The organism is Donghicola mangrovi, assembly GCF_013377535.1.
GTDB lineage: Bacteria > Pseudomonadota > Alphaproteobacteria > Rhodobacterales > Rhodobacteraceae > Donghicola > Donghicola mangrovi.
In genome coordinates this window covers 60,721-74,545 of the sequence record NZ_JABCJE010000004.1, presented here as the reverse complement: position 1 = coordinate 74,545, position 13,825 = coordinate 60,721, and the positions used below count along the sequence as shown (strand labels likewise).

Genomic DNA, 13,825 nt, shown 5'->3' with positions numbered 1-13,825 from the left:
AGTTTCAGCCCCGTTCGTTAATAAACGACCGAAAGTCCGGTCAAATAAGCTCAAGGGGAGAGAATTTATGGATCTGGGTATCGCAGGAAAGCGGGCGCTGGTGTGCGCCTCGTCTAAGGGCTTGGGCCGTGGCTGCGCCGAGGCGCTGGCAGAGGCAGGCGTAAATTTGGTGCTGAACGCTCGCGGGTCCGAGGCGCTGGAAGCCACCGCCGCCGAAATCCGTGAAACCTATGGCGTGACCGTGGAAACCGTCGCCTGTGACATCACCACCGAAGAGGGCCGCGCTCAGGTTCTGGAAGTGGCCGGTCAGGTGGACATTCTGGTCAACAACGCAGGCGGCCCGCCCCCCGGCAGCTGGAAAGACTGGGACCGCGAGGATTTCATCAAGGCGCTCGATGCCAACATGCTGGCCCCCATCGCCCTGATCAAAGCCTTGGTCCCCGGCATGGAAGAGCGCGGCTGGGGCCGTGTGGTCAACATCACCAGCGTGTCGGTCAAATCGCCGATTGCGGCTTTGGGTCTGTCGAACTCGGCCCGTGCAGGTCTGACCGGCTATGTGGGCGGCACCTCGCGTCAGGTGGCGCCCAAGGGTGTGATCATGAACAACCTGCTGCCGGGCATTCACGCAACCGATCGCATGATCTCGCTGGATGGAAACACCGCCAAGACCGAAGGCATCACCGTCGAAGAGGCGCGCTCGCGCCGTCTGGCGGGCATTCCGACCGGCACCTATGGCGACGCCCGTGATTTCGGCGCGACTTGCGCGTTCATGTGTTCGCAGTACGCCAAGTTCATGGTGGGCCAGAACATCCTGCTGGATGGCGGCGCGACCAACACCACGATGTAATCCGGCAAACCTGCCCTGATTGGCCGCACCCCTTCGGTGCGGCCGTTTTCGTCGCTTTACTTGCAGGGCGGGGAAGGGCTTGCTATCAGCCCATGACCCGACAGAAATTGTCGGAAACCGATGAGGCCCGCATTGACCAGTACTGCCCCGATCCCGCGCCTGGAAATCCGCAACCTGATCCGCAGTTTCGAAGGGCGTCAGGTGGTCAAAGGCGTGTCGCTTCGGGTGATGCCGGGGCAGGTGACCTGTCTGCTTGGGCCTTCGGGCTGCGGGAAATCCACGACCCTGCGCATGATCGCAGGGGTAGAGATGCAGGACAGCGGCGAAATCTATGTGGATGGCAACCTGATCTGCGACACGGTGTTTCGCGTGCCGCCAGAGCGCCGCTCCATTGGCCTGATGTTTCAGGACTTTGCCCTGTTTCCGCACCTGAGCGTGGCCGAAAACGTGGCCTTTGGCCTGAAGGGCGACAAAGACGCCAAGCGCGCCCGCGTCGAGGAACTGCTCGAAAAGGTCGCGATGGCCCGCTACATCGACGCCTATCCGCACGAGCTGTCAGGCGGCGAACAGCAGCGTGTGGCGCTGGCCCGCGCCTTGGCCCCCCGTCCGCGCATCATGCTGATGGACGAGCCGTTTTCGGGTCTTGATAACCGTCTGCGCGATGACATCCGCGACGAAACGCTGGCTGTTCTGAAAGACGAGGATACCGCCGTTCTCCTGGTGACCCACGAGCCCGAAGAAGCCATGCGCATGGCCGACGAGATCGCCTTGATGCGGGACGGGCGGATCGTGCAGCAGGGCGCGCCCTATAACATATACAACAATCCCGTGGACAAGAAGGCGGTCGCTTTCTTTAGCGATATCAACGTGATCCGTGGCACTGTTAAGGGCGCCCTGACCGAAACGCCCTTTGGCCAGTTTCTGGCGCCGGGTGTGCCGGACGGGGCCGAAGTGGATATCGTGATCCGTCCCCAGCACATCCGCATCGATCTGGATCGCGGCGGCCGCGGCCCCAACCCCACGGTCGAGGACGGCACCCCCGCCCGCGGCGTCGTGGAACGTGCCCGTTTTATGGGCAAAGAAAGCCTGGTCGAGTTTCGCATGGATTATGACGGCTCGATCCTGCGCGCCACGGTTCCCGGTGTTTTCCTACCCAAACCGGGCAAACCCCTGTGGCTGATGCTGCGCCGCGACCGTTGTTTTGTGTACCCCGCAAGCCGCCAATAGGACTGTAACATCACAGTAAATTGTTGCCGATTTTCGGGGTGCGACGAAACTTCTGAAAAAAATCGGCGGTTTTGGTCTGTTTCACGCTTTTAACCCTTGGCGTGACCCCATACATATATTCTCGATGTTTGTGCGAGGCCCGGCACATCAACAGATCGGGCCCCTGCAAGGGAGAGAATACATGCTTAATAACATCGGGCTTCCTGGTCTTCTGCTGATTGCGGTCGTTGTTCTGGTGCTTTTCGGCCGTGGCAAGATCAGCTCGCTCATGGGCGAAGTCGGCAAGGGCATCACCGCCTTCAAGAAGGGCGTGAAAGACGGTTCCGACGAGATCGAGAACGATCGTCAGGTCCGCGACGTCACCCCCGCCGAAGAAAAAGACAAGGCCTAAGCCCAAATGCTTGACCTTGGCTGGAGCGAGCTGCTGCTGATCGGGATCGTGGCGTTGATCGTCGTTGGTCCCAAGGATTTGCCGATCCTGTTCCGCAATGTCGGTCAATTCGTGGGCAAGGCCAAAGGTATGGCCCGCGAGTTTTCCCGTGCGATGGAACAGGCTGCCGATGAGGCAGGGGTCAAGGACGCGGCCAACAGCTTCAAGAACGCGGCCAATTACAAGGACCTCGGTCTGGACAGCGTGAAAGACGCGGCCAAGAGCTTTGCCGACTGGAACCCTGACGCCAAGGCGAACGGCATGGACGAGGATCGCGCGGCAACCGCCCGCAAAATCCACGAGGCCACCGCCCGTTCCGCCAAAACCCGTCAGGAAGCCGAAGCCAAGGCTGCTGCCGATGCCGCCGCGCCCGCGGCCGCAACCGACAGCGCCCCCGCTGCACCGGCTGCCGCTGGCGACAGGGAATAACGGACCCCTTACATGACCAAAACCGACGAGATCGACGATACCTCGGCCCCGCTGATCGAGCATCTGGCCGAGCTTCGCACACGATTGATACACGCCATGCTGGCCTTTGTGGTTGGCATGGTGATTTGTTTCACGTTCTGGAACCCGATCTTCAACTTCCTGACCGAACCTCTGTGTTCGGCGCTTGCCGCGCGCGGGCAGGAGGATTGCGGACTGGTGCTGATCAAGCTGCAAGAAGGCTTCTTTGTTGCGGTGTCGATCTCGCTGGTGGGGGGGCTTGTGCTGTCCTTCCCCTATATCAGCTTCCAGCTGTGGCGCTTTGTGGCCCCCGGCCTCTATAAATCCGAGAAGGGGGCGTTCCTGCCTTTTCTGATCGCTTCGCCCTTTATGTTTATTCTGGGGGCGTCGTTCGCCTATTTCGTTGTGACGCCGATGGCGTTCGACTTCTTCCTTGGGTTCCAGCAACCCGGAAGCCTGATCACCGAAGATGGCGCAACCCAGCACAGCGCGATCGCCTTTATGGGCTCGGCGCAGGAATACCTGAACCTGACGATCAAGTTCATCGTCGCGTTTGGTCTGTGTTTCCAGCTGCCGGTTCTGCTGACCCTTCTGGGCAAAGCAGGCATCGTCTCGTCCGAGGGTCTGGCCGCGGTGCGCAAATATGCGGTCGTCGCGATCCTGATCCTAGCTGCTGTGGTGACCCCGCCGGACGTTATCACTCAGGTGATCCTGTTCTCGGTGGTTTACGCCCTCTACGAGGTCTCGATCTTTACCGTCCGCCGCGTCGAGAAAAAGCGCGAGGAACGTCTGCGGGCCGAAGGCTACTATGACGACGAAGAAGAGGAAGCGGACGTAGCAGAAGATCCACTGCTCAAGAACGATCCTCTGATGAAAGAGTTCGACGAGGACGAAGAGGACCGCAAGTGACCGATCCTTTGGAAAGAATTGCAGCGGCGCTGGAGCGGATAGCTCCGGCGCCGCTTGCCGCACCGAACTTTACCGCAGCGCATGCGTTCCTGTGGCAGACCAATCCGGAACGGCTGACACCGGTACACCGCGTTTCTGCGGTGAATCTGGACCTGCTCGTCGGGATCAACCGTAGCCGCGATACCCTTCTGGCCAACACCAAGCAGTTCGCACAGGGCTATCCGGCGAACAACGCGCTGCTCTGGGGCGCGCGGGGCATGGGGAAATCCAGTGTGGTCAAGGCGATCCACCAGCGGCTCGTCTCTCAGGGGATGCCGCTGAAGATCGTGGAACTGTCCCGAGAGGACCTGCCCACGGTCGCGCGCCTGCTGGACCTGTTGCGCGATGCGCCGAAATTCCGGTTTATCCTCTATTGCGATGACCTGAGTTTTTCCCACGATGATCAGCACTACAAATCGCTCAAGGCGGTTCTAGATGGCGGCATTGCGGGGCGGCCCGACAACGTGATCTTCTACGCCACCTCGAACCGCCGGCACCTGATGCCGCGCGACATGATCGAGAACGAACGCTCCAGCGCCATCAACCCCGCCGAAGCGGTCGAGGAAAAGGTGTCCCTGTCGGATCGTTTCGGTCTGTGGCTGGGCTTCCATCCCTGTTCGCAGGACGAGTTCCTCGAGATGATCTACGGCTATATCCACGCTTACGGGCTGCATGTGGACGACGAAGTGGTCCGCGCCGAGGCGATCGAATGGCAGGCTACCCGTGGGGCCCGCTCGGGCCGTGTGGCTTGGCAGTTCTTTACCGATCTGGCAGGGCGGCACGGGGCCTTCCTGTAACGCGCGACCAAGGCTTGAAACGACAAAGGCCCCTTCGATCCGAAGGGGCCTTTTCTATCGCGGGCCTTTTGCGGGGCCGGGGGGCTATCAGTTCAGATAGCCCGTGGGATCCACGCTCTCGAAACCGTCGCGCACTTCGAAGTGCAGGATCGCGGGGCTGCCCGAACGCACTTTGGCGATGGTCTGGCCGCGCTTGACGGTGTCGCCCTTCTTGACGCTGAGCGCGTCGATATAGGCATAGACGGTCAGCAGGTTGCCAGCGTGCTTGATCACAAGGATCGGCACCTGATTGGCGTCTGCGGTGATCGCAGCCACGGTGCCGTCTGCAGCGGCCTGTACCGGCGCGCCAGCGGTCGAGGCGATGTCGATGCCCTCGTTCTTGCCCTTGGCATAGTCGCGGACGATGTTGCCGTTGACGGGCCAGCCCAGACGGCCACCGGATTTTGCGGTCTGCTCGACCTTGGGTGCGGCAGGAGCGGCGACGGGGGCCGAAGCGGCCTTGGTCTCTTCCTTGGGAAGCGGCTTGGTCGAGGACGGCGGGGTCGGGGTCGGCGAGCCGTTACCGGGCGACTGCGGCTTGGCAGCGGGCGCGGTCACGGCGGGGCGCGATGCGGCGGCCTGTTCGCTGACGGGGATCAGCAGGACCTGACCTTCGCGGACGGTAAAGTTGCTGTCCAACCCGTTCCATTCGCCAAGGCTGCGCACCGACACGTTGTACTGACGGGCGATGATGAACGCGGTTTCGCCGCGAACAACCTTGTGGCGGACGGGGGTATCGCCCGCAGCCACCGCAGGCGCGGGCGCCGGAGTGGACTGCGATACGGGCGGCGAGATGGTGGTCGGCGAGTTGTCGATCGCATTGCCCGCCAGCGTGGTGATGTCCACCTGGCTGGTCGGCGCGCCAGAGCCGCCACCCAGCGTGGTGGTCTGGATGCCCGAGGGCGCGGCCAGCGTTTCGTCGATCTTGCGGGGCAGGGCCAGCAGCTCTTCGCGCTGCAGGTGATCGCCCGCGTTCAGGCCGTTATAGGCGGCCAGTTCCTGACCGCTGATGCCCAGACGGTCGGCGACCTGCTGTACGGTCTCGCCCTGACGGGCCAGCGCCACCTGATAGCTGGGATAGGAAATCACACCGCGCGCATCGGGCGTCGGGCGGGACATAGATGTCGCAACCGCGTCAGAGGTGTCGAACCCCTTGCCATAGCTGCGCATGTCCAGATCCATGCTGTTGGGGTCACACGCGGCCAGCAATCCGATACCGAACACGGCGGTCATCGCCTTGGGCAAGCGCTTATACGGGGAACGGGTCATCTCGATCATCCTCTCGTGCGGGCTCTTGTGGTCTGCGGCCAAAAAGCAGGGCCCTTGTGTACTAAAAAATCAGTTAAACCTAGTCTTTTCCGAGCCCCTCGACGAGAGGCACAAAGCGCACAGGGCGCAATTCGTCATAGTGCAGGCCGTCTTCGTCTTTGGTGACGCGGATCAGGCTCTGGACAGCGTCCGACTGACCCACGGGCAGCACCATGATACCGCCGACCTTGAGCTGCGCCAAGAGCGGGCCGGGCGGGTCCTCGGCGGCGGCGGTCAGGATGATGCGGTCAAAGGGGGCCTGTTCGGGCAGGCCAAAGCTGCCATCGGCGGTCAGGGCGGTGATGTTGTTCAGGTCCAGCCGCCGAAACAGGGCAGTGGCCTCTTTGACCAGCTTGGCGTGGCGGTCGATGGTGTAGACGCGGCGGGCCAGCTGCGACAGGATCGCGGCCTGATAGCCAGAGCCGGTGCCGACCTCCAGCACCTTGTCCCGTGGGGACAGCTTCAGGGCCTGGGTCATCAGACCGACCACCGAAGGCTGGGAAATCGTTTGCCCGCAGGCGATGGGCAGGGGCGTATCCTCGTAGGCGCGGGCCGAGAAGATGCCCTTGACGAAGTAGGAGCGGTCGATCGCCTCCATCGCGGACAGAACGCGCATGTCCGTCACCCCGTGCGAGCGCAGGGCGTACATGAACTGCATCTTCTGCTGGGCAATGTGGTCCATCGTCATCCTTGTTCGAACGCCTGTGCCAGAGGGGCCATCACATCATGGGCCGTCAGATCGGCGCGCATGGGCGTGACCGAGATATAGCCGCGCAGGTTCATATCCGCATCGCACCCTTCTTGGGTCACGGCGCGCTGGTCGCCGCCACGGGCCCACAGGAACATCCGCCCCGAGGGGGCCTTGTGAGGCTCGACCGCGAAGCAGGTGCCAAGGCGCAGGCCCTGAACAGCAGCGCGAGTGCCCTTGACCCCAGATGCGGGGACGGGCGGGAAGTTGACGTTGTAGAACATCCGGTAGGTCGGCCCCTCGGGGATTTGGGCGGCCAGCACTTTGCGGATCACTTCGGCGCCGAAAACGCGCGATGCCTCGAACGGGTCTTCGATGTCATAGTTTTCCGGCCCCAGATACTGGGACAGCGCGAACGAGGGGATGCCCTGCAGCGCCCCCTCAAGAGCGCCGCCAAGGGTGCCCGAATAGAGCGCATTTTCTGCCGAGTTGTTACCACGGTTGACGCCCGACAGGATCAGATCGGGGGGCGTGTCTTTCAGGACGTGGTGCACACCGGCCAGCACGCAATCGGCGGGGCTGCCCTCGGCCGCGAAACGGCGGGGGCCCATCTGGGCGATCATCGTGGGATGGGTGTAGCTGATGCAGTGGGCGACGCCCGACTGTTCGAACGCGGGCGCGACCACCCAGACTTCGCCATCGGGGCCAGCCAGTTCGGTCGCGATCTGTTCCAGAGCGGCCAAACCGGGCGCATTGATGCCGTCATCGTTGGTTATGAGAATGCGCATTGCCTGCCCCCGAACTTTTCCTCTGTTTGTGAATAGTTCAGGCAAGGGGGCAGGTCCAGCGTGGTCAGCCGAAAAGCTGCTCGATCAGCGTTTTGGCCACATCCATGGTGGGTGTTAGCGCTGCGCGGTCCTCGCCGGGGTGGAAACGGGCGCGGGTGGCGGTGGGCATCGGCGCGGGTTCGGCGATGACAACGCGGGGGCCCATACGCTCGGTCTCTTTCTGCCAGCTGCGGGCCAGTGCGATCTGGGTCGCCTTGGTCGCGCCGTAAACGCCGTACAGCTTCTCGCCAGCCTTGGGATCGTCAAAGAAAACGGCGGTGCCGCTCTGACCTAAAAGGGGGGAGATGTAAGGGATCAGGATGCCGGTCGCAATCGCATTGGTGGCCAGCGATTTGTCCCAGTCCTTGGGCATGATGTGATCGGCGGGGGTCAGCGCGGTGGCGTGCACGGCGGTGTGGACCCACAGGTCGATCTTGCCCCAACGCTCATAGATGCTGCGGCACAGTTGGGCCATCGCATCGCGGTTGGTGATGTCCATCGGCGCCAGCGTGGCGCTGCCGCCACGGGCCTGAATGCGGTCGTCCAGCTCTTCCAGAGCGCCGGTGGTGCGGGCCACCGCGACGATATGATAGTCCGAGGACAAAAGCTCGGACAGGGCGGCCCCGAGGCCGCGCGAGGCGCCGGTCACAAGGGCGATCTTGGGTGCGTTGGTCTGTTCCATGGGCGATCAGATTTCAGGCTTTGGCGGCGGGATCAAGATGGCATCGCTGCAATTCGGGCGGCCTGCGTCGAAAAAGAGCGGCTCTGGCAAACGCGAAACATCTATCCCGTTGACAGGATTGGAACATCGCGATGAACGTTGGGCACGTTACTTTGGGAAATTTCCGATGACCGAGATTGTACTATACGGCCACCCTGATTCCGGCCACGCCTGCAAGGTCGCTTTGGCCCTGTCGCTGGCGGGCCTGCCGCACCGCACGGTGTGGGTCGATATCTGGGCCGATCCTTCCACCCGTCCGGCCGAGTTTCTGGCCGTTAGCCCCTTGGCCGAGGTGCCGGTGCTGGTGATTGACGGCACCCCCTATTTCCAGTCGGGCGCGATCCTGATGCAAATCGCCGAGCGTTTCGGCGTTCTGGGGGGCGACACCGCCGAGGGCACCGCCCGTGGCCGCAGCATCCTGATGTGGGAGGCTAACCGGATCGGCATGTGCCTGCCCCAGCTAAAGCAGGCCAAGGTCGACAACATGGAGGGCTGGGATCCCGCCGTTATCGCGTGGCTCAAGATGCGGTACGGCGTGGATTCGGCGAACTTTACCAAGCTTCTGGGGGACAAGCCGTTCCTGCACGGCGATCAGCCCGGTTTCGGCGATTGTCAGGTCTGGGGCTATGTCCAGTGGGTCCGCGAGGCGGGCGTTGAGCCGACCGAGGTGATGCAGGGCTGGATCGACCGGATGCGCGCATTGCCCGGTATGAAAACCCCGGCCGAGTTCTTTCCGAACTAAGCGCCGCGATGCAAATCGGCTAGGGCTGTCTTGCACAGCCCCAGCTCCAGCCATTTGCAGCCTGAACACAGGGTATCCAGATCATCGGGTTGGACCCGCTGCCGGATGCGCATTTTGGCCTGACCCCATGTCAGAACCTGCCCGTTATGCAGGTCCAGCGCCGCCGCGTGGCGGGCATCCAGGGCATCGATTTCGGCTTGGTTGGTGCAGCCCTCGTCGCGCCGCTTGGGGCAGGGGGCGCAGAGCGAATCCGCAGCCTTGCGCACGCGGATCAGGGTGTGGTCGCCACCATTGGCCATAAGCCCGTTGGTGACGATCGCTGTCATGTTGGCGGTGAAACTGTCCGAATACCCTTTGCCACGATAGCCGAGGGCGCACAGGAAATGGTGGGGCCTGAAAGTCAGGCCCCGTGTCATTCCGCTGCCTTGAGCTGGAAGCCCTTTTCGATCATGTCGCGCGGGCGCACGGGATATTCCCCCGAGAAGCACGCATCGCAGAACTGCGGGCAGCTGTTGTTGCGGCCGTCTTCCTGACCGGCGGCGCGGTACAGACCATCCAGCGAGATGAACTTGAGGCTGTCTACGCCAAGGTATTCGCGCATTTCCTCTTCGCTCATGCGGGCGGCCAGCAGCTTTTCGCGGTCGGGGGTGTCCACACCGTAGAAGCAGGGCCACGCAGTCGGCGGCGACGCGATGCGGAAGTGCACCTCGGCGGCGCCAGCGTCCAGCAGCATGTCCTTGATCTTGCGGCTGGTGGTGCCGCGCACAACCGAGTCGTCGACCAGAATGACGCGCTTGCCCTTGATCAGGGCGCGGTTCACGTTCAGCTTCAGACGCACACCCATGTTCCGGATCTGCTCGGTCGGCTCGATAAAGGTCCGGCCCATGTACTGGTTGCGGATGATGCCCATGCCGTAGGGAATGCCGGATTCGTGGCTGAAGCCGATCGCAGCAGGGGTGCCGCTGTCCGGAACGGGGCAGACCAGATCCGCATCGACGGGCGCTTCGCGGGCCAGTTCGATCCCGATCTGACGGCGGGTCTCATAGACCGAGCGGCCCGACAGGATCGAGTCCGGACGCGAGAAATACACCTGTTCAAAGATGCAGAAGCGGGGCTTTGCAGCTTCGAAGGGACGGTGCGATTTCAGGTGGCCGTGTTCGATCACAACCATCTCGCCGGGCTCGACTTCGCGGATGAATTCCGCGCCGATGATGTCCAGCGCACAGGTTTCCGAGCTAAGGCAGAAGCCGTCATCGCCGATACGGCCGATGACCAGCGGGCGCACACCCAGCGGGTCACGAACGCCGATCAGCTTGGTGCGGGTCATCGCAACCACGCTGAACGCGCCCTCGACGCGGCGCAGGGCATCTTTCATACGCTCGGGTACGTTCTGCTGCAGCGAACGGGCCATCAGGTGGATGATGCATTCCGAATCCGAGCTGGACTGGAAGATCGATCCACGCTCGATCAGTTCACGGCGCAGGGCGTTGGCGTTGGTGATGTTGCCGTTGTGGGCAATGGCGGCGCCGCCCATCGAAAACTCGCCAAAGAAGGGCTGCACGTCGCGGATCGCGGTGTTCCCTTTGGAGCCGGCGGTGGAATACCGCACGTGGCCGATCGCAAGCGGACCGGGCAGCGTTTCCATCAGGCTCTGTTTGGTGAAGTTGTCGCGGACATAGCCGAAACGGCGGGCAGAGTTGAACCCTTGCTCCGGATCGTGGCTGACAATACCGCCTGCTTCCTGACCACGGTGTTGCAGCGCGTGAAGGCCAAGAGCGACAAAGTTTGCAGCGTCCTGAACTCCGACGACACCGAAGACACCGCACTCTTCGCGCAGTTTGTCATCATCGAACGGATGGGCGGGGGGCATCTGGGCGGTCAAGAGGGGTCTCCGAATCCAAGAATGGCCTAGCACGGCCCCATATAGTGGCCGCGCTCAAAAGTGTCACGAAAGGATTACATTCGTGAATGGAAGTTTATTGTTTCGTGTTCAGTTACCCGAAGGCTGACCGCAACGGCCAACCAGACCTTCGTACTGCTGGGTCACCCAGCCAAGAGCCTGCTCGGGGTTTTTGTCTTCGATCTGCTGGGCCATCTTGCTGAAAACCACCGCAGAGCGCGAATTGTTCACAACCTCGATGGTTTGCGTGGTCATGATGGTGTTGTAGAGGAAGAACGCGATCCCAACCAGCAGGATGCCGCGGATCACGCCGAACAGGAACCCTGCCGCCTGATCAATCCCGCCAAGGGCCGATTCCTGCACCAGGCTCGAGAAAACCGGCGTGAACAGGGAAACAATCACCAGTGCCAGCGCGAACACGATCGCAAAGGCGGTGATGATCGACAGCTCGCAGCTGTCCGACAGGAAGCCGCCAACCACAGGAATTTCGGTGACCAGTGGCTCTACCGCCGGGGCGAAGATGAACGCCAGCACCGCTGCAGCGATCCAGCCGGCGATGGCCAGCGCCTCGCGGACGATCCCACGAGAGAACGCCAGCAGTGCCGATAGGACAACAACGCCCGCGACCACTGCGTCAATAATCGTGAAACCTTCCATGCGTATTCCCCGCCTTGGGCGCTATCCCGCGCCGAACATGTCACCAACAAAACCGGTCAGGTCCGCAAAGCTGCGGGTTTGCATTCCGGCCGTGTCCCCGTCCTTTTTTGCTTCAGGAACGATCGCCGTTGAAAAACCAAGTTTTTGGGCTTCTTTCAACCTGTTTTCGGTCTGACCGACAGGACGTATCGCCCCAGACAGGCTAATTTCGCCAAAAACCACAGTGTCGGCGGGTAGGGCGGCATCTTCGCGGGCAGAAAGCAGGGCTGCCGCGACCGCCAGATCGGCGGCGGGTTCGGAAATCTTCATGCCGCCGGCGACGTTCAGGTACACATCAAGGCCCGTAAAGGCGATCCCGCACCGCGCCTCGAGCACCGCAAGGATCATCGCAAGGCGCGCCGAATCCCAACCGACCACCGCGCGGCGGGGCTGGGAGTGGGGGCTAGGGGCCACAAGGGCTTGTAATTCCACCAGAACAGGGCGCGTCCCCTCGATCCCCGAGAACACCACAGAGCCCGGCGTGGGCTTGCCGCGTTCCGACAAAAATAGCGCCGAGGGATTCGATACCTCGGACAGCCCGCCGCCGGTCATCTCGAACACGCCGATCTCGTCCGCGGGGCCAAAGCGGTTCTTAACGCTGCGCAGGATGCGGAACTGGTGGCCACGCTCGCCCTCGAAATAGAGGACCGTATCAACCATGTGCTCGACCACGCGGGGGCCAGCGATCTGGCCTTCTTTGGTGACGTGACCGACCAGGACGACCGCCATGCTGCGCTGCTTGGCAAAGGTGGTCAATTCATGGGCGGCAGCGCGCACCTGACTGACGCTGCCGGGGGCGCTTTCGACATGGTCGGCCCACATGGTCTGGATCGAGTCGATGATCGCCAGATCGGGCTTTTCGGTCTCCAGTGTGGTCAGGATGTCCCGCAGGTTGGTCTCGGCCCCCAGTAGAACCGGCGCATGTGACAGCCCCAGACGTTGCGCCCGCATACGAACCTGAGCGCTGGCTTCCTCGCCCGAGATATAGACGACCTTCAGCCCCGCTTCGGCAAAGCGTGCGGCGGCCTGAAGCAGCAAGGTCGATTTCCCGATCCCCGGATCACCGCCCACCAGAATCGCCGAGGCATCCACCAAGCCGCCCCCAAGCACGCGGTCGAGCTCGCCCATCCCGCTCATGGTGCGGGGCGGGGGGGCTTCGGTCGTGCCCAGATCGGTCAGGGGAATGCTGCGCCCCTTCATCGCGCCAAGGGTTTTCTTGGCGGGGCCAGCGGTCGACAGCGGGACCTCTTCCTCGATCGAGTTCCACGCGCCGCAGCCATCGCAGCGGCCAGACCATTTTGTGAAGGAGGCCCCACATTCGGAGCATTTGAAGATCGCGTTTTTTGCCATGCCCCTGATTTGATCTGTCAGCGGCCAAGATGCAAGTGTTCTTTTAATGTTCTCGTTTAGTCAGGCTAAGAAGCAGCTGCAAAATTACCAGCGTTGTAAACAGATAGAGGCCCCAAGCGGTCTCGACCCGCCCGACGCCGATCCCCTTGGCCAGCGTGATATAAAGGGCGATCAGGAACACATCCGCCATTGCCAGCCGTCCCATCACGGCCACCCATTTCAGAATGTGGCGGGGGGCGCGGCCGAAATCGACCAACGCCATGGCCACGGATTTCGCCACCGGCGCGACCATGGCAAAGAACGCCACGACCAGCGCCAGAGCCACATCCGTTTCCCACAGGGATCGGATGCCCGACAGAACCGAGATTTCCGACAGCCCGAACAAGGGCAGCACCCCCGCGCGGGCCAAAGGCGCCCACCACGCGAGGGGATAGAGGATCAGGCAGGCCAGATTGGCCCACCGGCGGATCAGCTCCATGTGCTCCAGGCCCAGAGGGCCAGCCAGACGATGAAACCCGCCCCATGCAGGTAGTCCAGCCACGGCCAGCGCGATCCGCGCGCGGTGCCGCAGGCCAGCATCATCAAAGAGGCAAAGAGGGGCAGCATCACCCCGCCGCCATAGGTCTTGACCGAAGAGGCCCAGACCGCGATCGGCGCGGTATAAAGGCCCAGCGCGGGCACCACGTAATAGGCGACAGCGCTGACCAGACAGACGATCAGGGCCGCAATGGCCCAGAGGCGGGCAGGGCTGCGGCAGACAATTGCCTTGGCCAGTGCGATGGGCAAAAGACCCGCCAGATAGAGCCCGTTGCGCAGGGCAAAGAAAATAAGAACTGGATAACTGGGCTCTAGAAACAT

Annotated in this window: 17 protein-coding genes; 7 read left to right on the top strand and 10 right to left on the bottom strand. The window is 62.4% G+C overall.

Going from position 1 to position 13,825, the window contains the following annotated elements; translation table 11 throughout:
• Positions 1-67: 67 nt before the first annotated feature.
• The 6 genes from HJ536_RS10895 to HJ536_RS10870 all read left to right on the top strand — a co-directional run bounded on the left by HJ536_RS10895 (position 68) and on the right by HJ536_RS10870 (position 4,696).
• On the top strand, positions 68-847 hold the full coding sequence (locus tag HJ536_RS10895; protein WP_177157719.1) for an SDR family oxidoreductase: 780 nt from the start codon (positions 68-70) through the stop codon (positions 845-847).
• Positions 848-967: 120 nt separating this feature from the next.
• Positions 968-2,074 (top strand): ABC transporter ATP-binding protein, encoded by a 1,107-nt coding sequence (locus tag HJ536_RS10890; RefSeq protein ID WP_177157718.1) that lies wholly within the window; start codon positions 968-970, stop codon positions 2,072-2,074.
• 181 nt (positions 2,075-2,255) lie between these two features.
• Positions 2,256-2,465, top strand: coding sequence for a twin-arginine translocase TatA/TatE family subunit (gene tatA, locus HJ536_RS10885; protein ID WP_176853804.1), 210 nt, complete (start codon positions 2,256-2,258; stop codon positions 2,463-2,465).
• Positions 2,466-2,471: 6 nt separating this feature from the next.
• Positions 2,472-2,933, top strand: a complete 462-nt coding sequence (gene tatB, locus HJ536_RS10880; RefSeq protein WP_176853803.1) for a Sec-independent protein translocase protein TatB — start codon at positions 2,472-2,474, stop codon at positions 2,931-2,933.
• Between the two features lie 12 nt (positions 2,934-2,945).
• On the top strand, positions 2,946-3,860 hold the full coding sequence (tatC, locus tag HJ536_RS10875) for a twin-arginine translocase subunit TatC (RefSeq protein WP_177157717.1): 915 nt from the start codon (positions 2,946-2,948) through the stop codon (positions 3,858-3,860).
• Positions 3,857-4,696 (top strand): DUF815 domain-containing protein, encoded by an 840-nt coding sequence (locus tag HJ536_RS10870; RefSeq protein WP_177157716.1) that lies wholly within the window; start codon positions 3,857-3,859, stop codon positions 4,694-4,696. The genes tatC and HJ536_RS10870 overlap by 4 nt, the downstream gene beginning before the upstream one ends.
• Positions 4,697-4,783: 87 nt before the next feature.
• On the opposite strand, the gene HJ536_RS10865 is transcribed toward HJ536_RS10870, so the two are convergent.
• The 4 genes from HJ536_RS10865 to HJ536_RS10850 all read right to left on the bottom strand — a co-directional run bounded on the left by HJ536_RS10865 (position 4,784) and on the right by HJ536_RS10850 (position 8,240).
• Positions 4,784-6,004 (bottom strand): peptidoglycan DD-metalloendopeptidase family protein, encoded by a 1,221-nt coding sequence (locus tag HJ536_RS10865; RefSeq protein WP_228028410.1) that lies wholly within the window; start codon positions 6,002-6,004, stop codon positions 4,784-4,786.
• Between the two features lie 79 nt (positions 6,005-6,083).
• Positions 6,084-6,731: a protein-L-isoaspartate(D-aspartate) O-methyltransferase gene (locus HJ536_RS10860; RefSeq protein WP_176853799.1), complete on the bottom strand. Its 648-nt coding sequence runs from the start codon at positions 6,729-6,731 to the stop codon at positions 6,084-6,086.
• Complete coding sequence (surE, locus tag HJ536_RS10855) at positions 6,728-7,519, bottom strand: 5'/3'-nucleotidase SurE (protein ID WP_176853798.1); 792 nt, start codon at positions 7,517-7,519, stop codon at positions 6,728-6,730. The genes HJ536_RS10860 and surE overlap by 4 nt, the downstream gene beginning before the upstream one ends.
• Positions 7,520-7,583: 64 nt before the next feature.
• Entirely contained in the window at positions 7,584-8,240 is a 657-nt protein-coding gene (locus HJ536_RS10850; protein ID WP_176853797.1) for an SDR family NAD(P)-dependent oxidoreductase, read from the bottom strand.
• Positions 8,241-8,406: 166 nt separating this feature from the next.
• On the opposite strand from HJ536_RS10850, the gene HJ536_RS10845 reads away from it, so the two are divergent.
• On the top strand, positions 8,407-9,021 hold the full coding sequence (locus HJ536_RS10845) for a glutathione S-transferase family protein (protein ID WP_177157715.1): 615 nt from the start codon (positions 8,407-8,409) through the stop codon (positions 9,019-9,021).
• Here the strand turns inward: HJ536_RS10845 and HJ536_RS10840 are convergent.
• The 6 genes from HJ536_RS10840 to HJ536_RS10815 form a co-directional block, all read right to left on the bottom strand.
• A complete protein-coding gene (locus HJ536_RS10840) occupies positions 9,018-9,437 on the bottom strand; it encodes a DUF1284 domain-containing protein (RefSeq protein ID WP_177157714.1) in 420 nt (139 codons plus the stop codon). The two genes, HJ536_RS10845 and HJ536_RS10840, sit on opposite strands and share 4 nt — an antisense overlap.
• Positions 9,434-10,891: an amidophosphoribosyltransferase gene (gene purF / locus HJ536_RS10835; RefSeq protein WP_177157858.1), complete on the bottom strand. Its 1,458-nt coding sequence runs from the start codon at positions 10,889-10,891 to the stop codon at positions 9,434-9,436. Before purF ends, HJ536_RS10840 begins: the two co-directional genes overlap by 4 nt.
• Before the next feature lie 120 nt (positions 10,892-11,011).
• Entirely contained in the window at positions 11,012-11,578 is a 567-nt protein-coding gene (locus HJ536_RS10830) for a CvpA family protein (RefSeq protein ID WP_176853794.1), read from the bottom strand.
• Between the two features lie 21 nt (positions 11,579-11,599).
• Positions 11,600-12,967, bottom strand: coding sequence for a DNA repair protein RadA (radA, locus tag HJ536_RS10825; RefSeq protein ID WP_176853793.1), 1,368 nt, complete (start codon positions 12,965-12,967; stop codon positions 11,600-11,602).
• A gap of 43 nt (positions 12,968-13,010) precedes the next feature.
• Entirely contained in the window at positions 13,011-13,445 is a 435-nt protein-coding gene (locus tag HJ536_RS10820) for a paraquat-inducible protein A (protein WP_176853792.1), read from the bottom strand.
• Positions 13,436-13,825 carry a hypothetical protein gene (locus tag HJ536_RS10815; RefSeq protein WP_177157713.1) on the bottom strand — a complete coding sequence of 130 codons (390 nt, stop codon included), beginning with the start codon at positions 13,823-13,825 and terminating at the stop codon, positions 13,436-13,438. Before HJ536_RS10815 ends, HJ536_RS10820 begins: the two co-directional genes overlap by 10 nt.

Excerpts from the sequence above, each read along its gene's own strand:
- HJ536_RS10895 (WP_177157719.1), top strand. The coding sequence starts at position 68 with ATGGATCTGGGTATCGCAGGAAAGCGGGCGCTGGTGTGCGCCTCGTCT.
- radA (WP_176853793.1), bottom strand. The coding sequence starts at position 12,967 with ATGGCAAAAAACGCGATCTTCAAATGCTCCGAATGTGGGGCCTCCTTC.
- tatA (WP_176853804.1), top strand. The coding sequence starts at position 2,256 with ATGCTTAATAACATCGGGCTTCCTGGTCTTCTGCTGATTGCGGTCGTT.
- HJ536_RS10850 (WP_176853797.1), bottom strand. The coding sequence starts at position 8,240 with ATGGAACAGACCAACGCACCCAAGATCGCCCTTGTGACCGGCGCCTCG.
- tatC (WP_177157717.1), top strand. The coding sequence starts at position 2,946 with ATGACCAAAACCGACGAGATCGACGATACCTCGGCCCCGCTGATCGAG.
- HJ536_RS10860 (WP_176853799.1), bottom strand. The coding sequence starts at position 6,731 with ATGACGATGGACCACATTGCCCAGCAGAAGATGCAGTTCATGTACGCC.
- HJ536_RS10830 (WP_176853794.1), bottom strand. The coding sequence starts at position 11,578 with ATGGAAGGTTTCACGATTATTGACGCAGTGGTCGCGGGCGTTGTTGTC.
- surE (WP_176853798.1), bottom strand. The coding sequence starts at position 7,519 with ATGCGCATTCTCATAACCAACGATGACGGCATCAATGCGCCCGGTTTG.
- HJ536_RS10845 (WP_177157715.1), top strand. The coding sequence starts at position 8,407 with ATGACCGAGATTGTACTATACGGCCACCCTGATTCCGGCCACGCCTGC.
- purF (WP_177157858.1), bottom strand. The coding sequence starts at position 10,891 with ATGCCCCCCGCCCATCCGTTCGATGATGACAAACTGCGCGAAGAGTGC.
- HJ536_RS10890 (WP_177157718.1), top strand. The coding sequence starts at position 968 with ATGAGGCCCGCATTGACCAGTACTGCCCCGATCCCGCGCCTGGAAATC.
- tatB (WP_176853803.1), top strand. The coding sequence starts at position 2,472 with ATGCTTGACCTTGGCTGGAGCGAGCTGCTGCTGATCGGGATCGTGGCG.
- HJ536_RS10815 (WP_177157713.1), bottom strand. The coding sequence starts at position 13,825 with ATGTTTCTAGAGCCCAGTTATCCAGTTCTTATTTTCTTTGCCCTGCGC.
- HJ536_RS10865 (WP_228028410.1), bottom strand. The coding sequence starts at position 6,004 with ATGACCCGTTCCCCGTATAAGCGCTTGCCCAAGGCGATGACCGCCGTG.
- HJ536_RS10820 (WP_176853792.1), bottom strand. The coding sequence starts at position 13,445 with ATGGAGCTGATCCGCCGGTGGGCCAATCTGGCCTGCCTGATCCTCTAT.
- HJ536_RS10840 (WP_177157714.1), bottom strand. The coding sequence starts at position 9,437 with ATGACACGGGGCCTGACTTTCAGGCCCCACCATTTCCTGTGCGCCCTC.